Below are 18,218 nucleotides of genomic sequence, written 5' to 3'. Positions count from 1 at the left end.
ATCGATGAAAGGCTTCTGGCACGACGCGGCCGAATTCTTCCCGATCCTGATGAGCGGCGTCGCGCTGACGATCGTCGTCACCATCGGCTCGCTGCTGCTTTCGACGGTTCTTGGCCTCGTCTGGGCGATGATGCGGGTCTCCGGCATCCGCGTCCTGTCGCTGCTCAGCGCCAGCCTGATCAACGTGATCCGCGGCATTCCGATCATCGTGCTGTTGTTCTACCTCTATTTCGTGATGCCCGATCTCGGCGTTACCCTGTCCGCGTTGCAGGCCGCGATCCTCGGGCTCGGCATCGCCTACTCGGCCTATCAGGCGGAGAATTTCCGCGCCGGCATCGAGGCCATCGACAAAGGGCAGATCGAGGCGGCGCAATCGATCGGCATGGGCTGGTGGCTGACCATGCGCCGGGTCGTGCTGCCGCAGGCGGTGCGGATCGTGCTGCCGCCCTATGGCAACGTCATGATCATGATGCTGAAGGACTCTTCGCAGGCCTCGACCATCACGGTCGCCGAGCTCGCCCTTCAGGGCAAGCTGATCGCGTCCTCGACCTTCAAGAACACCAACGTGTTCACACTTGTCGCGCTGATGTATCTCACCATGAGCATTCCGCTGATCCTGCTGGTCCGTCACTTCGAGAAGCGGGCCGGCAAGAAATGATCGAGTTGACCGACGTCCACAAGAGCTTCGGTGCGAACGAGGTGCTCAAGGGCATCACGGCGTCCGTCCAGAAGGGCGAGGTGGTCTGCATCGTCGGCCCCTCCGGCTCCGGCAAGTCCACCATCTTGCGCTGTATCAACGGTCTCGAAAGCTACGACCGCGGCGAGATCAGCGTCGAGGGATTGAAGGTCGACCGCGACGCGCCGTCGATCGTGAAAGTCCGCACCCAGGTCTCGATGGTGTTCCAGCGCTTCAATCTGTTTCCGCACCGGACGGTGCTGGAGAACGTGGTTGAAGGTCCGCTCTATGTGAAGCAGGAGCCACGCGCTGCCGCATTCGAGCGTGGCCGCGCGCTGCTCGCCCAGGTGGGCCTTGCCGAGAAAGCCAACGAGCATCCGCCCCAGCTCTCCGGCGGCCAGCAGCAGCGCGTCGCGATCGCACGGGCGCTGGCGATGCAGCCCAAGGCCATCCTGTTCGACGAACCGACCTCGGCGCTCGATCCTGAATTGGTCGGCGACGTTCTCGGCGTGATGCGCAAGCTCGCCGACGACGGCATGACCATGGTCGTCGTCACCCATGAGATGGGCTTTGCCCGCGACGTCGCCGACCGCGTGCTGTTCATCGACGGCGGCGTCATCGTCGAGCAGGGGCCGGCCAAGTCGCTGCTCAATCAACCCCAGCATCCGCGCACGCAGGACTTTTTGCGCCGCGTGCTGCATCCGCTCTGACCGGTCTTCGCCATGACCACGCGCCTGCCTCTGCCGCCGTCCCTCTACGCCGACACCGCCGTCGTGCCGCCGACTACGCCGCCGCTCGACGTCGACAGGACGGTCTCGGTCGCGATCGTCGGCGGCGGCTACACCGGCCTGTCCACGGCGTTGCACCTGGCGGAGCAGGGTGTCGAGGCACTGGTGCTGGAGGCGCAGGAGCCGGGCTGGGGCGCATCCGGCAATAATGGCGGCCACACCAATCCGGGACTGAAGCACGACCCCGATCAGATCGAGGCCGATTTCGGCGCTGAGCTCGGCCGCCGCATGATCGACTTCTCCTACGGCACCACGAATTTTACGCATGATCTGATCCGCCGTTACCAGATCCCGTGCGAAGCGCGGCAGAACGGTACGTTGCGCGCGGCCTATAACGAGGCCAGCGCGGCCGCCATCGAGAAAACCGCACAACAGTGTATCGCCCGCGGAATGCCGGTGTCGTATCTCAATCGCGAGCAATTGCGCGGGATGACCGGCACGGATCGCTATATCGGCGCCATGCTGGATGCGCGCGGCGGCGATCTGCATCCGCTCAGCTACGCCCGTGGTCTCGCGCGTGCTGCAATCTCGGCAGGCGCGAAGGTGCACGGCGAAACACCCGCACTATCACTCCGTCGCGAGGGCAGCCGCTGGCGCATCGAGATGCCGCGCGCGGTGGTGCATGCCGACAAGGTGCTGCTCGCGACCAACGGTTTTACCGACGATCTCTGGCCGGCGCTTCGCCGCACCATCGTGCCGGTGTTTTCCTCGATCGCGGCCACGGCCCCGCTCTCTGACGACGTGGCCCGTTCGATCATGCCGACGCGTCCCGTCCTTTACGAGAGCGGCCACATCACCGTCTATTACCGCATCGATCAGCAGAACCGCCTCTTGATGGGGGGCCGCGGCCCGATGCGCTGGATCAGTTCGCCGCGCGACGTCGCCTATCTCATGCGATACGCCGAACGGCTATGGCCGCAGCTCAAGGGCGTGGCCTGGACCCATGGCTGGAACAGCCGGCTCGCCATCACCGCGGATCATTACCCGCACGTGCACGAGCCCGCGGACAACATCCTGATCTCGCTCGGCTGCAACGGTCGCGGCGTCGCGCTCTCGACCGCGATGGGCGCGCAGCTCGCGCGGCGTCTGATCGGCGGCGCCAAGGCCGAGCTCGACATGCCCGTCACCGGCATCAAGCCGATCCCGATGCATGCCTTCTGGCCGGTCGGCGTGACGACGGCAGTGATCGCTGGTCGCCTGCGCGACCGGCTGGGGATCTAGGCTCAGCCCTCCGCCACCGCGTCGGCCCAGGGCTGGAAGATCTCGACCGCGCCGGAATTGGTGTCGCCGTCGCGCATCACGACGCTCGGGCAGGCGAACTTCTGCGGCAAGGACTGCACCCGCGCTTCCTCATAGTCGAATCGCGCCGCGAGCGTCTCGCGTGTGTCCGCCGGCAACCTGGTATCGCCGATCACGATCGCGCCTTCGCTGGCGTCGATGCGCGGTTGATGGATTGCGGCATCGAGATCCATGCCAAAATCCATCGCAAACGACACGATCTGCATCACCGACGGGAGGATGCGGCGACCGCCGGAGGCACCGACCGCGAGCCGTCTGCCGTCCTTGGCCTCGGCGATGACGGGCGTGTAGTTGGTGAGACAGCGCTTGCCAGAGGCGAGCGAGTTGGTGGTGCCTGGCTTCGGGTCGAACCACATGATGCCGTTGTTCATGGCGATGCCGGTGTGCGGCGTGACGTATTTCGAGCCGAAGGACGACAGCAGCGTCTGCGTCACCGCCGCGATGTTGCCGTGGCGGTCGACCACGGAGAAGTGCGTGGTGCAGGCGGGCGCCAGATAGTCCGCGCCGAGCGAGCGCTTGCCGTCGGCATCGCCCATATCCTTGAGCCGCTCGCGATAGGCCGATTGCAGCGCGGCGGCATATTCGGCATAGGCGCCCGCATCGGGCGCGCTTCCCGGCTTCAGGTTCTGCTGCAACAGGCGCAGCGCATGCGCCATGGTCGGTCCGGCCGTCAGCTCCGGTGTCGCAAACACCTTGCCGCCGCGATAGGGGATCGCCAGCGGATCGCGCAGATGGGCTCGGAACGCGGCGAGGTCCTCCACCGATAGCGCGCCGCCGTCAGCCTTGATGTCGGACGCGATGCTCCTGGCGAGGTCGCCCTGGTAGAAATCGCGCGGACCGGCGTCGGCGAGGTGCGCCAGTGTCGCCTTCAGCGTGTCCAGCGGCAGCCGCGTCTCGGACTTGATGCCCCACGGCGCGCTCGGCGGGAGGCCGTCCTTCAGGAACGTTGTCGCGCTCGCGGGATAGCGCCGAAGATCGGACGCCGATGCCGCGATCGTCAGCGTGGTCCACCAATCGACCAGCAGGCCTTCGCCGGCGAGGGCGACGGCCGGCGCGACCAGATCGTTCCACGGCAGCCTGGCGTGACGGCGATGCGCCTCCTCCATGCCGGCGACGACGCCGGGCACGGCGATCGAGCCGGGGCCGTGGATGTTGCGGTCGTCCTTCACCCGCTGCCAGGGAAACAGGTCGGAAGCCGCGCCTTCGCCGCTGAGCGGATAGTCGGCGGCGCGCAGGCTTTGCGGCGCGCACATGCCGTAGTCGATCACCTCGTAGAGATTTTCCGCGGCACGGTAGAGCACCATCCCGCCGCCGCCGCCCATGCCGCTGTTCCAGGGCTCCAGCACGTTAAGCGCGAAGGTGGTGGCGACGATCGCGTCCACACAGTCGCCGCCCGCCGCCAGCACTTGCGCCCCCACTTCGGCCGCCCGCCGCGATTGCGCGGCGACGATGCCGCCTTTGGATGTGACGGCGGGCTTGCGGACGGTTTGGGTGTGGCTGAACTGGTGCGGCATGATGATGTCTGTGTGCTGTCTTCGGTTTGGCTTCGTTGCGCTGAGCTCCGCGAAGAATGGCACATCGCCCCCATCGAGAACATCGAAAGGGCGACGCGGCATGGCTGGTGTGTAACAGCGGGGGTGGCGCAGTCGGCAAGACGTAGATGCCAAGACGAGAAAGCCCGGGACAGGCCCGGGCATGACGAGTTATGAGACCGATCAGTGGGAAGCGGAAGCCGCAGGGCTCAGCGCGCGCGATCCAGCCGGCTGGCCTGATACCTGGCGTGCCATTTCGGGCCAGGCCCGCGCATGTAGTGGAGCTCGGGGCGGTAGGGATTTCCCGCGATCCGGATCAGCGTCAGCCATTTGCTGGCGATGAAGTTCAGGGGCTGGCGGAACAGGGTCAGTGACGCGAGCAACATGGCATCACCTCAGTGCGGCTTGCCGAGCATGGCAGTGAAGGGGAGGTCGAAGATCTCCTCGCCGTCGGAGCCGCTGACATGGATTACCCAGTCGCGCCAATCCTCAGCGCCGGGCGTCAGGATCATCGCGTTCATGATCTGGGCGGCACGGTCGCGCGCCTCGGTCAGGTTGGTCACGGCTGTGCCGCTGCGATCGATCAGCGTGCCGTCCAAGTTGGAGCAGTGAAAATAGACCTGGACCATATGCGTCTCCTATTGGGAGCGATTGGGACGGCAAACCGATACCATTCCAAGCCTTCGCGAAACATTCGGGTCGAGCCCGGTAAGGGAATCTACGGAGATTGGTCGGCGCCAAGCCCCCTGCTGGTTTGATCACAAGGGGGTGTTGATCAACTGGACGGCGTTCCCGCGGCATGGAACAACCCTGGACGGAACGTCCGGGAGGCGCCGTGAACCACCTCACATTTTGGCGTGAAAGCCGAAGCCTGCGCGCATGCACGGGCGCCTTGGTGGTCCTCCTGACCCTCGCCTCGGTAGGCTCATCAGAACCGGTCCGCAAGAGCGGCTATGCGATCGGCACGGAGACCTGCGGCAGCGCCGATCTCGCCTTTCCCAGAATCCAGATCGACATGAAGGCGGGATTTTGCGCTGGCCTCGTCGCCAGCGAGGAGGATCGGCTGAAATTCCCGCGCTCGATCATCCAGGTGCCCGGTCGTGACCTGTTCGTGGTCGCCGACATGGCGGGCTGGGGCCATACCGATGGCCGGCTGCTGTTGCTCGACCCGCGGGCACCCCAGGGACAGCGGTTCAAGGAGTTGCTGACTGCAATCGAATATCCGTTCGGCCTCGCGATCGGCCCGGACAAGAAGCTCTATGCCTCGAGCGCGGAGACGATCTTCCGGTTCGATCCGCTCGCCGACAATCCGCGCGACACGGTCGAGACCGTCGTCCGTCACATGCCCGGCCGCCGGATCACATTGCCCGACGGCAAAAAGCTCGACGAGAGCGCGCATCCATTCAAGCAGTTTGTCTTTGATAAGAACGGCCGGCTGTTCGTCAATGTCGGCTCGCACAGCGACGACTGCATCACGCCGGCGCCGATCACGAGACCTTGCGCGGCGGCGGAGGGCGTTTCCGCAATGGCGTCGATCTGGCTGTTCACGCCGCCCCCGGGCGGTATCTTCCCGGCGTTGAAGCCTGGCGAACCCGACCCGCCGCACGGTGTCTATGCGCGCGGCCTGCGCAACTCGATGGCGCTGGCGCTGCATCCGAACTTCCCTGATGCGGGCTATGCCTTCCTGCAAGGCGAGAACGGCCGCGACCTGCCTGACATTTTCAAGCCGAACGAGGAGATCAACGCGATCGAGCAGGGCAGGCATTACGGCTGGCCCTATTGCTACGATTTGTCGACGCCGAGTCTCGAATTCAGGATCGTATTGCGGTCGGGGGTCTTCAAATCGCTGTGCACCGCCAACGCTCTCTACAAGGCGCCGTTCTCGCTGCTGCCGCCGCACGGCGCGCCGCTCGCGATGCTCTATTATCGCGGCGCGAAATTTCCGGAGCTCGAGGGCAAGCTGCTGGTCGGCCTGCATGGCTATCGCCCGACCGGCAGCCGCGTCATCGTCTATGACGTCGACGATCACGGCTTCCCGAAGCCCGCCCCGGCGCCGGTACGCTATCATGTCAGTTGCGCGGCCGATCCGACCCACAGCTTTCAGACCGAGGCCGGCGCCGTCGCCGCCGCGCCGTTCGAGGAGCTGATCGCAGGCTGGCACCGCGTCAACGGCGCGCGGCCGCAAGGTGCGCCGGTCGGCATGACGGTCGCGGAGGACGGCGCAATCTGGCTGGTCGAGGACAAGAACCAGACCGTGATCCGGATCGACCGCGCCGCGGGCGATGCGCCGTCGCCGCTGCCCTGCGACGTGCGTAGCCAGGCGCTGATCGAGCAACTGGCGGTCTTCGTGGCCAGGGACGCGCAGAACAGCGTCCGGCTCACCAATTTGCGCAAGGGCCTCGTCGAAAAGCACTGCGTCGGCTGTCACTCGGATTTCGGCCTGAAGCCGGGCCTATCGGACGCTCAGAAGGACGCGACGGTGCTTCGCTTCATGCTGTCGCAGGATGGCTGGATCTATCCTGGTGATCCCGATTCCGGAAAGTTGCGCACGCGGCTTCGTGGGTTGGGCGCGGAGAAACTGATGCCGCCGGGTGGCGACGGCCTGCCGAAGGCCGAACCCGGTTACACGCGCCTGCTCGACACGGCGGATCTGCTGGTGTCAAGAATGGTTCCAGGCATCCGGATGCGGATCAAGTCCGGCCCGCCGCAGCGCAAGTTCTTTGGCAAAACGAACAAGGAATGCGGCGAAATACCGGCTGCCAAGGTCGTCGTCGTGACACAAAGGAACGCTGTAGACAAACCCGGTTTCAGCCGCTTCTTCCGACCGGCCGATGCCTATCTGAATGGCGAGTGCAGCGACGGCGATGGCTATTACATCCGGCAGGAATTTCTGGTGCCTGTGCAGTAGCGTTGTTCTCGTCCTTGCGACGGCACCGGCCCGAGCGGAAACGAAACTGTTCGAAAGCGTGCAGGTGACGCCATCAGGCGAATACACGTTCGGCATCGAAGGGCCGGCCGCCGATCTCGACGGCAATCTCTTCGTCGTCAATTTCGGCAAGCCCGGCACCATCGGCAAGCTGCCCGTCGGCGGCACGGCGTCCGAGCCGTTCACGGCGCTGCCCGAGGGCAGCGTCGGCAATGCCATCCGCTTCGCGCGCGACGGCACCATGTTCATCGCCGACTACAAGAAGCACAACATCTTCGCGATCCCGAAGGGATCGACCGAGCCCGCCATCTGGTTTCACTCCGACGAGATGAACCAGCCCAACGACATCACCATCGCCCGCGACGGCACGATCTACGCGAGCGATCCGAACTGGAAAGGTCGCGAAGGCCACATCTGGCGCATCGCGAAGGGAGCCGACGGAACGGTGCAGGGACAGCTGATGTCGGCGCCGCGCGCGATGGGCACGACCAACGGCATAGATCTCAGCCCTGATGACAAGACGCTCTATGTCGGGGAATCCAGCAGCGGTCAGATCTGGTCCTATACGGTCGCCGGCAACGAGCTCACCAGTCCAAGACTCGTCAAGGCATTTCAGCCCGACACTGTCGACGGCCTGCGCACCGACATCGCTGGCCGCCTATATGTTGCGCGCATCCTCAAGGGCACGATCACGTTGATGAAGGCCAATGGCGCGGTGGAGCGGGAGATCACGCTGAGAGCCAAGGAGCCGACCAACCTCGCCTTCGGAGGCCACGACGGCAAGACGATCTTCGTCACTCAGCGTCAGGGCGGCTTCCTCGAGTCCTTCCGCACCGACCAGCAGGGCCGCGAGCACTGCCTTCAGCGCGGGCGCTGCTGAGCTTCACGAGGGATCTGCTTCCGGCGCAGGGCGGTGCGACAGGGGCGGCATTCTTCTTGCTTGCATCTCGCCGCCGCGGGGATTTAGACATCTGTGGCACCCTCAAAGCGACCACGGAGTGTTCGAGTGAAAGCCGTCCATACCGAGCTGCATCGCAGCCACGATCCGCAATTCTTCCTGGTTCGCGGTGTGGTCAAGCGCACCACCGAGCAGCCCGAACGTGCCGACCGCCTGCTCAAAGGGCTCAAGGACGGCAAGCATCAACTGGTCGAGCCGACCACATTCGGGCAGGGACCGCGTGCGCGCATCCACAGTCCGGAATATCTGTCGTTCCTGAGCGAGGCCTGGGAGGCCTGGACCGCGCTCGGCGATTCCGGCCCGGAGATGATCGGCAATATCCATCCGGTGCGCCATGCCGCGACTTATCCCACCCATATCACCGGCAAGCTCGGCTGGCACACCGCCGACACCGCGGCGCCGATCGGCCCGGGCACCTGGGCTGCGGCCTGCGCTGCGACCGACGTCGCGGTCACCGCGGCACAGATGGTGATGGACGGCGAGGATGCGACCTATGCGCTCTGCCGGCCGCCCGGCCATCACGCCTATCGCGACATGGCCGGCGGCTTCTGCTTCCTCAACAACAGCGGGATCGCGGCGGCGCATCTGCGGCAGAGGCACGAGCGTGTCGTGATCCTCGACGTCGACGTCCATCACGGCAACGGCACGCAAGGAATCTTCTACGCGCGGCCGGATGTCTACACGGTCTCGATCCATGCCGATCCCGTCGCGTATTATCCTTACGTGTGGGGCTATGCGCATGAGCGCGGCGAAGGTCCCGGCCTTGGCACAAATCTCAACATTCCCCTGGCGATCGGCACCGGCGATGACGGCTACATCCAGGCGATGGACGTCGCGCGCAAGGCGATCGAGTCCTTTGCGCCCGGCGCCCTCGTCATCGCGCTCGGCCTCGACGCCTCCGAGCACGATCCACTCAAGGGTCTCGCCGTCACCACGCCGGGCTTCCGCCGCATCGGACAGGCCATCGCGAAGATGGGCCTGCCGACCGTGTTCGTGCAGGAGGGCGGCTACCTCTCGGACATCCTCGGCGCGAACCTGACCTCGGTGCTGGCCGGCTTCGAAGAGGCGCGCTGATTCTCGCTGAGTAGCCCATCATTCTCCGTCATTGCGAGGGTAGCGAAGCAATCCAGAATCTTTCCGCGGAGGGACTCTGGATTGCTTCGCTACGCTCGCAATGACGATGTGGATGGTTAGGTCGACTTCATCCACAACTCAAAACATCCCGCTTGCCGCGAGCGCCTTGCAGACGTGCTGCATCTCGGTCTCGTCCGCGACCATGTCGAGCATGATCGTGGTCAGCCCCTTCGCGGCAAACTCCTTCAGCTTCGCGCCGATCTCCGCGTAGCTGCCGACGAGGTAGGGGCAGTCGGCCTGGAAGGTCAGGAACGGCAGCAGCCAATAGCCATTTTCCGCGAGCTCGCCGCTCTGGCTCTCGTAGAGGCGCCGTTTCCACACGGAATCGCTGTTCTCCACGGTGAGCGCGAGCAGCTCGCGATCGTCGGCATTATCGCGGAAACGCGCCTTTGCCGCTTGCCGCGCCTCGTCGCGTCCCTCGCGGGCGAAAATTCCAAAATTCATGCCCGGCGCATCGAGGCCGCGGTCGAGATCCGGCGGCAACATCTGCATCTTGATGCAGCCGGTCTCCTTTGCGACGCGCTGTGCCGGCTCGGACTGGCCTGCGACCAGAAATTCCGGCATCAGCTCCGGCGGCAGGCGCGGCCGAAGTTGCAGGTTGCTGGCGCGGTAGAACCGGCCCTCGAAAGTCGTCGGACGCGGGCTTGCCAGCAGCTGGCGCATCAGCGCAACGAATTCGCCGAGCCGGACATAGCGATCGGCGTGCGACTGCTCGTCGCCGAGCCCCTGCAGATCGCTGACCGCCGTCCCCGTGATCATGTTGAGATAGACCTTGCGGCCGTGGAGCTGCGCAAAGGACGAGACGAATTTTGCCGCCGTGAACGGGTGCATGTAGACCGGATTGACCGCGATCAGCGGCGAGGATCGGGTCGTCTCGCCGATGATGTGCTGGGCCATCGCCCAGGGCTCGACGAACACGTCGTTGCCTTCGAATAGCAGGATGCCTTCGAAGCCGTTGCGATCGGCGAACTGCGCCACCCGCATCAGCTCGTCGACATATTTCTTGGGGTCGCGGTTGCGCGAAATCGCGGGAAAGACGCGCAGCCGCCGCGGCGTCATTCAGCCGCCTCCTGTAGCGGCCATCCATTGCGGGTGATGGGAAGGCCGCCGGTGGCGCGGGAGCCGTCCGCGATCGCGAGACGATGCGAGGGCGACGGCGAGATCAGCTGGAATCGCCAGCCTTGCGGATCGTCGGGGATATCGGGCTTGAAGCTGATCTCGATGGCCTCGCGCGATACCTGCATCGCGAAGGCGTCGAGCGGCAAATTGAGGCCGAAACCCCTGGCCTTCAGATAGGCTTCTTTCAGCGTCCAGTAGTCGAAGAAGCGCTCGGTCGCGGCGGGCTCCGGCAGCCTGCGCAGCGTTTCGACCTCTTCCGGCGCGAAGAACCGAAGCGCGGTCGACAGCGGCGCCACCCGACGCGACACGGTCTCGACATCGACGCCGACGGTCTCATGCCCCGACACGACGCAGGCGACGCAGCCGTCGGCGTGCGACAGGCTGAAATGCAGCGTGCTCGATGTCCTGGGTGATGCGACAAACGGCCGCCCGTAACGCCCGGCCGCAAATGACCAGTCGGTCGGTGCGACCTCAGGTGCGACGTGCGAGAGCGCAAGGCGCAACATCGCGTGCGCGAAAATATACTGTCGCTGGTGCCGCTCGAACACGAAGTGGTCGGCTCGTACCCGTTCGTCGACCGAGAGCAGGCGCCGGCACGTATCGATCGCACCTGGCGTGTCAAAATTCTCGATCAATCCGACAAACAGTTCAATTCTGTCGTCTGCCATCAATTGGGCCCATGGCGCCAGGCCGGGGCCAAATCCCCTGCCATGACGGAAGAATCAACTGAGCAAGAATCAACTAAGCGGACCGCTTCTAGCGGTCCACTCGGGCGAATCCTTGTCGATTGCTGGCCGGTTTACGGGCGCAAGCTTGTGCGAGACCCCAACTCGACACGCGAGCGGCCAAATGTGAAAAATGAAGCCCGAAAACTGAAGCCTGAAGATTCGTGCGGCGTCCCGGCCGACGAGTCTTACGTCTTCTTCTTCTTCTTGGACTTCTTGGAGCCGCCCAACATCGAAATGCTGGCGTCGACGTCCTTCAGCGCGGACTGCAGCTTCTTCTTCTCGGCGCCGAGCAACTTCTGCAGGGCCTTGCGGTCCTTGTCGCTCAACGAGGTGCCCTTGGTAAATTTGATGAAACCCATAACGAACTCCCCGGTTGAAAATACTCGTCCAAATCAAAACGCGAGAATAATCTTGCGCGATGGCGCCAAATAATCAAGATGCAACTTGGTCATTCACAGCTTTGACGAGTGACCCCGTATTCGTCCGTGATGTACGGCCGGTCATGCCGCCCTGCGATTGAGCAATCGGCCGAGCGGTGTGTTGGGTTGGGCGAGGGCGGCCGCGAGCAGCGCGAGGAGATCCTCCATCCACTGGCCGACCGTAGCGCCGTCGAGCAGCTCGCTCTTGTAATTGCACGAACCGGTGATCCCCGTCGGCCGCTCCTTGAGCATCAGCGACAGCCATGTCTGGTCGATCGGCAGCACCGGCTGGCCTTCGCGGGCGATGTTGCCGATCGATCCTGTCGTGAGATCAGGCAGATCGAGCGGCTGGCGCAGCGGATTTTGCAGGGTGAAATAGACCTGGAGCAGCGAGGCTGGATTGACCCCCTCCTGCTCCAAATGATCGGCCAGGATGTTGAAAGGCAGCTCCTGGCGCGCATGCGCGTCAAGCACGCTCTGGCGGACCCGGACTACGGCCTGCGCGAACGACAGCTCCGGCGTGATTTTGGTACGAACAATCACCGTGTTCTCGAACGGACCGACGATCCGGTCGGTGTCCGGCTGGCCGCGATTGGCCATGGCGGTGGCGATAGAGATGTCGTCGCGGCCGGTCCGCGCCAGCAGCACGGCTTTCAAGCCGGCCAGCAGGCACATGAACAGCGTGCAATTGTGCTGGCCGGCGAAAGCCGCGAGCCGGCCGATCAGCTCACGCTTGAGACTGACCGGATGGTGCCCCCTGGACGGGCCCGGCCTTGATTCGCCCTCGAAGAGGGGAGGCGCCCCGCGCAAATTCTCGGTCCAGTCGGCCGCCTGACGGCGGGCGGCATCGGTGCCGCACCACCAGCGCTGCCAGCGCGCCACGTCCGCAAAGGCCGGCGGCGGTTTCGGCAGCGGCACCGACCGATAGCCGGCCAGCGCCGCATAACGGTTGGATAATTCCTCGAACATCACGCCGATCGACCAGCCATCGACGACGGCGTGATGCAGCGTCAGCAGCAACACGTGATCGCCATCGTGGAGCCGCAACAGCCGGGCGCGCAGCAGCGGCGCGCGCGTGGTGTCGATCGGGACATAGGTCTCCTGTTCGATCAGGAGATTGATCTTGCGGAGTTCCAGCGCCTTGCGCCGCTTGTTATTGTGGGGCTGACCGTCGCCGATCGTCTCGACGCTCAGGACACGGCCGAGGGCGCCGGGCGCGGCGATGCGGCTGACGGGCTCCCCGCCGCTCCAGCCGAAATGAGTCCGCAGCGATTCGTGCCGGCGCACGATGTCGTCGATCGCCTGCGCCAGGGCGGCCGGATTCAGCGGCCCCTGGAGGCGGAAAGCGAAAGGCAGGTTGAACAGCGGCAGTCCGTGAAGATTCTGCTCGATCCGCAGCATCTGGTCCTGCGCGATCGAGAGCGTGGGTGGGCTGCCTTCGGCCAGGCTCGCGCCAGCCAGCCTTGCAAAACTTGCAGCCGGCTTGCGCGGCTTTGCCGCCACGACCTCGTCGACCCGCCGGGCAAGCTCGTCGATCGTCGGTGCCTCGAAGATGGTCTTGATCGGCAGCGACGCGCCGAGCGCCCGAGCGACCCGCGCCATGACTTGGCCCGCCAGCAGCGAATGGCCGCCGAGGTCGAAAAAATTGTCGGTGACGCCGAGGCTCTCGACCTTCAGCAGGTCGATCCAGATGTCGGACAGCACCTTTTCGGTGAAGCGCCGCGCCGGCACGGCCGCATCCGGTTCGAACGTTTCCTGCTGCGCCGGCGCCAGCAGCGCGGTCCGATCGATTTTGCCATGGGCATTGAGCGGCACCTGATCCAGGAACAAGAACGCGGACGGGATGGCATGGTCCGGCAGCCGGCTCTTCAGGAAATCGCGCAGCTCGCTGGCGCTGCTCCGGCTGCCGGATCTTGCGACGATATGGGCAATCAGCCTGACATCGCCGCTCGCTTCGCGACGCGGCTCGACGATGCCGGCGCGCACACTGGGATGGTCGGCAAGCGCGTTCTCGATCTCCTTGAGCTCGATACGGTAGCCGCGGACCTTGACTTGATGGTCGGCGCGACCGAGGCATTCGATCGTGCCGTCGGCACGGCGGCGGGCGAGGTCGCCGGTCCGGTACAGCCGGCTGCTTGCTTTGCGCGAGAACGGATCGGGCAGGAAGCGCTGCCGGTTCTGCGCGGGATCGTTGACATAGCCGCGGCCCACACCGGCGCCGCCGATGCAGAGCTCGCCGGTCACGCCGACCGGCTGCGGCTGCAGGTTTGCGTCGAGCACGTAGAGCTGCATGTTCGGCAGCGGCGCGCCGACCGGGACATGGCCTATGTCGGTCGCCGGCGCCTTGGTCAGGCGATGCAGCGAGACGTCGTCGGAACATTCCGACGCACCATAGGCGTTGATCAGCGGCACTTTCGGACAGCGGGCGAACCAGGCCTTGCAGAGATCGACGGGCAGCGGTTCGCCCGTCGAGATCAGAAGGCGCAGCCTCGCAAAGGCGCGTCGGATTTGTGCCTCGTCCATGCGATCGAGGATCACGCGCAGCAGCGACGGGACGATCTCGAGCACCGTGATGCCCTCGCGCTCGATCTCGCGCGCGAGCAAAATCGGGTCCTGCACGATCGCGGTCCCGCAGATGTGGACGCGCGCGCCGACCATGGGCCCCGCGAGGAACTGCCACACCGAGATGACAAAACTCTGTGGCGCGGTCTGCGCGATCACGTCCCGGGACGAGAGGTTCAGCTCGGAGATGAGCGACGCCAGATGGTTTGACAGCCCGCGCTGCTCGATCATGACGCCCTTGGGCGCGCCGGAGGACCCGGAGGTGTAGATGAGATAGGCAAGGCTCGACGCCGCGCGCCGCTTTGCGGGGGCCGGCTTGGCCGACGCTGGCGCGATCGCGTCCTCGAGCTCGGCCATTTGGATGCGCTCGACCAGCGGTTCGAGCAGCGCCTCCGCCATGGATGACTGCGCCCGTTCGATCAGCAGCATGCGGGCCCCGCTCGATCCGAGGATGGTTGCGAGCCGTTCCCGCGGCTGGTCGGGATCGAGATTGAGGAAGGCGGCGCCCACGCGTTGTACGGCGATCATCGCGGCGAGCAGGTCGGGCCCGCGATCTGCAAGCAAGGCGACCACGGCCTCGGCGCCGACGCCTTCGAGAGTGAGCCAGCGCGCAGCCGCTTGGCTGCGGCGCGCCAGCTCGCGGTAGCTCAGGGATGTGCGGCCGTCCGACACCGCGATCGCGTTCGGCGTCTTCTTGACCTGGCGATCGAAACCTTCGCTCAAATTGCCGCGCGCGACGAAATTGGCCGGCACGCCCCGGCCCTGCGCCAGCAGCTGCCGGCGTTCGGCCTCGGTCAGGAGTGCCAGGCGGGAGATGCGCTGCTCTGGATCGGCGATGACGGATTTGAGCAGGGTTTTGAACTGAGCGGCCATGCCCTCGATCGTCGCCGCGTCGAACAGATCGGTGGCGTATTCGAAGAAGCCGGTGAAACGGCCGTCGGCCTCGACCAGTTCGAGCGTGATGTCGAATCGCGCCACTTTTGGATCGATCTCGATCCGCCGCGTCGACAGACCGGAAAATCGTGCCGCCTCGATCGAGGCATTCTGGAGGATGAACATGATCCGGAACAGCGGATTGCCGTCCGTCCTTCGTGCGATCTGAAGCGAGCGCAGGACTTCCTCGATCGGGAGATCCTGATTGCGATAGGCATCGAGCGTGACCTGCCGTACCCGGCGCAACATGTCGCCGAAGCTCGGATCGCCGCCAAAATCATTGCGCAGGATCAGGGTGTTGGCGAACAGTCCGATCAGGCGCTCGCTCTCGATCTGATTGCGGTTGGCGATCAGCGATCCGGTCGCGACATCTTCGTGTCCGGTGTGACGGAACAGCAGGCACTGGAACACGGCGAGCAGGGTCATGAAGGGCGTGACGCCCTGGTTCTGGCTCAGCGCGCGCAGGTCGGCCGACAGGGTTTTGGAGAATTCGAGATAGTGACGGGCACCGTGGCCGCTCCAGACCTCCGGCCTTGGGCGGTCGGTTCGCAGCGGCAGCGTGGTGACGCCGTCCAGTTGCACCCGCCAGTAATCGAGCTGCTCCTTGGCCGCCGGCGTCTGCGCCCAGCTCTGCTGCCAGAGCGCAAACTCGCGGTACTGGAAGGCGGGCGAACGCAGTGCCGTCACGTCGTTCTTGCGCGCTGCCGAATAATGGGCGGCGAGTTCTTCCCAGAACAGCCGCTGCGACCAGCCGTCGGTGACGAGGTGGTGGACGTTGACCACCAGCACATGGCTGCTCTTGTCGAACGAGAGCAGCGTGACCTTCAGCGGTGCCTCGTTCGCAAGGTCGAACGGATGTTGCGCGAGCCGGAGCGCTTCGCGCCTGACAACAGCGACCCGCTTGTTCGCGGGGCAGGGCTTGAGCTTGATCCGCTCGAACCGCGGTGGCGATTGCAGCACAAGCTGCACCGGCTCGCCCTCGCGTTCGACGATGACCGACCGCAACGCCTCATGGCGCGCCGATACGGCGGTGAGGCTCGCAGAAAGTGCGGCGACGTCGAGCCCACCCTTGAGGAGCGCGACTTCGACGACGTTATAATTGTAGCGCGTGGGGTCGAGCCGCGAGAGCACGTACATCCGCTGCTGCTGGAACGACAGCGGCGCGTCTGCTTCCCCGGCCTGGCGCCAGGCCGGTAGCATCGTTTCGCGATGGATTGCGGCGGTCTCGATCCGGGCCGCAAGCGCGGCGGCCGTGGCGCAATCAAAAACGTCCTCGAACGAGAAATCGACATTGAAGCGTTCGCGCAGGCGCGAACGCATCTGCGTCACCGCGAGCGAGTCGGCACCGAGCGCAAAGACGTCCTGATCTCCCCCGACCTGCGGCAGCTCCAGCAGATCGGCCCAGATCCCGGCGAGCTCGGTCTCCAGCGCGTTGCGCGGCAGACGGGCCTCCTCCTCGCCGCCGCCCGTTGTTGCGATCAGCTCGGCGAGCGCATTGCGCTTGACCTTGCCGCTCGCGCCTTTCGGCAGGGTTGCGACGCTGCGGATCAGGCTCGGCACTTTGTAGGCCGCGAGCCGTTTCCGGGCGAACTGGCGCAACTGGTCGGAGGTCGCCTCGGAATTCGGCCGCAGCACCACGATTGCGGCGACGTTCTCGCCGAGCTTCGGGTGCGGGACGGCAAACACGCCGGCTTCCAGCACCGCCGGATGGCTGAGCAGAACCTCTTCCACCTCCAGAGGCGAGATCTTCTGCCCGCCGCGGTTGATGACGTCCTTGATGCGACCGACGATGAAGAGATAGCCGTCGGCATCGAGATAGCCGAGATCGCCGGTCCGGAACCAGCCGTTGCGGAAGGCAGCCTGCGTCGCCGCTTCGTCATTATAGTAGCCGCGGCTCATGTTGGGTCCGCGCAGCATGATCTCGCCGTGCTGGCCGCTGGCGAGCGCGCGGCCCGTCTCGTCCATGATTGTGATCTCGGGGCCCGCGGCGCGGCCAACCGATCCGACCTTGCGCAGCTCGAACGGGTTGGCCGCGATCTGCGAGGCCGCCTCCGTCATGCCGTAGGTTTCGAGCACGGGAACGCCGAACGTCGCCTCCAACCCGTCGAGGATCGCAGGCGCAAGCGAGGCCGAGGCGGAGCGGATCACGCGCAGCGACGACGATCGGGCAAGATCCGGGTTGGCTTCCGCCGCCGTCAGCAGCGCGCGATGGATGGTCGGCACTGCCGTGTACCAGGTCGGTCGCAGCTGCCGCATCCAGCCGAAGAAGGAGGCTGCGTCGAAACCCTCGGTACAGACTACGCTGGAGCCCGCGGCCAGCGCCGTCAGCAGGCCGGAAATCAGACCATGGGCGTGAAACAGCGGCAGGACGTTGAGCAGACGATCGTGGGACGCGAGCGAGAGCACGCGGCCGGCATTGTAGGCGGAGAGGCACACATTGCGATGCGTCAGCGGCACCATCTTCGGTCGCGCCGCCGTGCCCGAGGTCAGCAGGATGAACGCGTCGTCGTCGCCGCGCGAGGCGCCGCTGCTGCTCGCCGGTCCGACCGCCGGCCCGACCAACGCGCAGCCGCCGAGATCGTCTTGCGGCCCCGGCACGAAATCGATCACCGCAATATCGAGCGCCTTGGCGACATCGCGGGCCGCCGAGTTCGTGTCGGCCCGGGTGACGAGCGCCGTCAGCTTCAATTCGCTGAAATAGCGTTGCAGCTCGTCCGCCGTCAGATCGGGATTGACGGGAACGCAAGCGCAGCTCGAGGCTACCGCGATCAGGGCCAGTGCGCTGTCGGCACCGCGCGGCAACGCAACCGCGATGCGGTCGGTAGGAGCGATGCCGAGCCCGCGCAGCGTGCGGACGAGATCCTGCGTCCGCGCGCCAATCCCGCCGTAGTTGAGGACCGGCTGGCCGGTGGCGAGGAGGGCGGGGGCCACCGGCATCTTGCGTGCATGGAAATCGAGAAGACCGCCGATATCCTCGAATATCTTCGCTTCGGCCGTCGTGCTCGCTTCCCGCGGGGCTGGGCGTGTGGCGTCCGACAATTCCGTTCCCTTTTGATCCGATTGGGCTATTCTTCCAAGAAGTTAGGAAAGGCGTCCAGTCTGAGGTGAAGTTTTGGCCCCAAAATCTGTGGTTGCGGGGCCCTA

Annotated in this window: 13 protein-coding genes; 6 read left to right on the top strand and 7 right to left on the bottom strand. The window is 65.3% G+C overall.

Annotated elements, in window-relative coordinates; genetic code table 11:
* Positions 1 to 4: 4 nt before the first annotated feature.
* Genes BcanWU425_RS31420 through BcanWU425_RS31410 form a run of 3 tightly spaced genes read left to right on the top strand, consistent with a single transcriptional unit; the run spans position 5 to position 2,685 of the window.
* Complete coding sequence (locus BcanWU425_RS31420) at positions 5 to 658, top strand: amino acid ABC transporter permease (protein ID WP_018455693.1); 654 nt, start codon at positions 5 to 7, stop codon at positions 656 to 658.
* A complete protein-coding gene (locus tag BcanWU425_RS31415; protein WP_018455692.1) occupies positions 655 to 1,386 on the top strand; it encodes an amino acid ABC transporter ATP-binding protein in 732 nt (243 codons plus the stop codon). Before BcanWU425_RS31420 ends, BcanWU425_RS31415 begins: the two co-directional genes overlap by 4 nt.
* A 12-nt stretch (positions 1,387 to 1,398) precedes the next feature.
* Positions 1,399 to 2,685, top strand: a complete 1,287-nt coding sequence (locus BcanWU425_RS31410) for an NAD(P)/FAD-dependent oxidoreductase (protein WP_204513709.1) — start codon at positions 1,399 to 1,401, stop codon at positions 2,683 to 2,685.
* Between the two features lie 2 nt (positions 2,686 to 2,687).
* On the opposite strand, the gene BcanWU425_RS31405 is transcribed toward BcanWU425_RS31410, so the two are convergent.
* From BcanWU425_RS31405 to BcanWU425_RS31395, 3 genes are all read right to left on the bottom strand, one after another.
* Positions 2,688 to 4,277, bottom strand: coding sequence for a gamma-glutamyltransferase (locus tag BcanWU425_RS31405; protein ID WP_204513710.1), 1,590 nt, complete (start codon positions 4,275 to 4,277; stop codon positions 2,688 to 2,690).
* Positions 4,278 to 4,504: 227 nt separating this feature from the next.
* Positions 4,505 to 4,681, bottom strand: coding sequence for a hypothetical protein (locus BcanWU425_RS31400; RefSeq protein ID WP_162847226.1), 177 nt, complete (start codon positions 4,679 to 4,681; stop codon positions 4,505 to 4,507).
* Positions 4,682 to 4,690: 9 nt separating this feature from the next.
* Positions 4,691 to 4,924, bottom strand: coding sequence for a DUF6894 family protein (locus BcanWU425_RS31395; RefSeq protein WP_007606355.1), 234 nt, complete (start codon positions 4,922 to 4,924; stop codon positions 4,691 to 4,693).
* Positions 4,925 to 5,130: 206 nt separating this feature from the next.
* Here BcanWU425_RS31395 and BcanWU425_RS31390 point away from each other — a divergent pair, with 206 nt between their 5' ends.
* The 3 genes from BcanWU425_RS31390 to BcanWU425_RS31380 all read left to right on the top strand — a co-directional run bounded on the left by BcanWU425_RS31390 (position 5,131) and on the right by BcanWU425_RS31380 (position 9,253).
* Positions 5,131 to 7,203 (top strand): PQQ-dependent sugar dehydrogenase, encoded by a 2,073-nt coding sequence (locus BcanWU425_RS31390; RefSeq protein ID WP_204513711.1) that lies wholly within the window; start codon positions 5,131 to 5,133, stop codon positions 7,201 to 7,203.
* Positions 7,160 to 8,101, top strand: a complete 942-nt coding sequence (locus BcanWU425_RS31385; protein ID WP_204513712.1) for an SMP-30/gluconolactonase/LRE family protein — start codon at positions 7,160 to 7,162, stop codon at positions 8,099 to 8,101. Before BcanWU425_RS31390 ends, BcanWU425_RS31385 begins: the two co-directional genes overlap by 44 nt.
* A gap of 126 nt (positions 8,102 to 8,227) precedes the next feature.
* Positions 8,228 to 9,253, top strand: coding sequence for a histone deacetylase family protein (locus BcanWU425_RS31380; protein ID WP_018455686.1), 1,026 nt, complete (start codon positions 8,228 to 8,230; stop codon positions 9,251 to 9,253).
* A 138-nt stretch (positions 9,254 to 9,391) separates the two neighbouring features.
* Here the strand turns inward: BcanWU425_RS31380 and BcanWU425_RS31375 are convergent, their stop codons facing one another.
* From BcanWU425_RS31375 to BcanWU425_RS31360, 4 genes are all read right to left on the bottom strand, one after another.
* Entirely contained in the window at positions 9,392 to 10,372 is a 981-nt protein-coding gene (locus BcanWU425_RS31375) for an LLM class flavin-dependent oxidoreductase (protein ID WP_204513713.1), read from the bottom strand.
* Positions 10,369 to 11,100 carry a 4'-phosphopantetheinyl transferase family protein gene (locus tag BcanWU425_RS31370; protein ID WP_018455684.1) on the bottom strand — a complete coding sequence of 244 codons (732 nt, stop codon included), beginning with the start codon at positions 11,098 to 11,100 and terminating at the stop codon, positions 10,369 to 10,371. Before BcanWU425_RS31370 ends, BcanWU425_RS31375 begins: the two co-directional genes overlap by 4 nt.
* A 245-nt stretch (positions 11,101 to 11,345) precedes the next feature.
* Entirely contained in the window at positions 11,346 to 11,519 is a 174-nt protein-coding gene (locus BcanWU425_RS31365; RefSeq protein ID WP_007600599.1) for a hypothetical protein, read from the bottom strand.
* Positions 11,520 to 11,660: 141 nt separating this feature from the next.
* Complete coding sequence (locus BcanWU425_RS31360; protein ID WP_204513714.1) at positions 11,661 to 18,113, bottom strand: non-ribosomal peptide synthetase; 6,453 nt, start codon at positions 18,111 to 18,113, stop codon at positions 11,661 to 11,663.
* Positions 18,114 to 18,218 lie beyond the last annotated feature (105 nt).

This window comes from Bradyrhizobium sp. WU425, assembly GCF_021052305.1.
Classification (GTDB): domain Bacteria; phylum Pseudomonadota; class Alphaproteobacteria; order Rhizobiales; family Xanthobacteraceae; genus Bradyrhizobium; species Bradyrhizobium canariense_D.
Note: the sequence above shows the minus strand (reverse complement) of the source record. Positions and strands in the feature narration are given on the sequence as shown.

Excerpts from the sequence above, each read along its gene's own strand:
- BcanWU425_RS31365 (WP_007600599.1), bottom strand. The coding sequence starts at position 11,519 with ATGGGTTTCATCAAATTTACCAAGGGCACCTCGTTGAGCGACAAGGAC.
- BcanWU425_RS31395 (WP_007606355.1), bottom strand. The coding sequence starts at position 4,924 with ATGGTCCAGGTCTATTTTCACTGCTCCAACTTGGACGGCACGCTGATC.
- BcanWU425_RS31400 (WP_162847226.1), bottom strand. The coding sequence starts at position 4,681 with ATGTTGCTCGCGTCACTGACCCTGTTCCGCCAGCCCCTGAACTTCATC.
- BcanWU425_RS31375 (WP_204513713.1), bottom strand. The coding sequence starts at position 10,372 with ATGACGCCGCGGCGGCTGCGCGTCTTTCCCGCGATTTCGCGCAACCGC.
- BcanWU425_RS31370 (WP_018455684.1), bottom strand. The coding sequence starts at position 11,100 with ATGGCAGACGACAGAATTGAACTGTTTGTCGGATTGATCGAGAATTTT.
- BcanWU425_RS31385 (WP_204513712.1), top strand. The coding sequence starts at position 7,160 with ATGGCTATTACATCCGGCAGGAATTTCTGGTGCCTGTGCAGTAGCGTT.
- BcanWU425_RS31415 (WP_018455692.1), top strand. The coding sequence starts at position 655 with ATGATCGAGTTGACCGACGTCCACAAGAGCTTCGGTGCGAACGAGGTG.
- BcanWU425_RS31420 (WP_018455693.1), top strand. The coding sequence starts at position 5 with ATGAAAGGCTTCTGGCACGACGCGGCCGAATTCTTCCCGATCCTGATG.
- BcanWU425_RS31410 (WP_204513709.1), top strand. The coding sequence starts at position 1,399 with ATGACCACGCGCCTGCCTCTGCCGCCGTCCCTCTACGCCGACACCGCC.
- BcanWU425_RS31405 (WP_204513710.1), bottom strand. The coding sequence starts at position 4,277 with ATGCCGCACCAGTTCAGCCACACCCAAACCGTCCGCAAGCCCGCCGTC.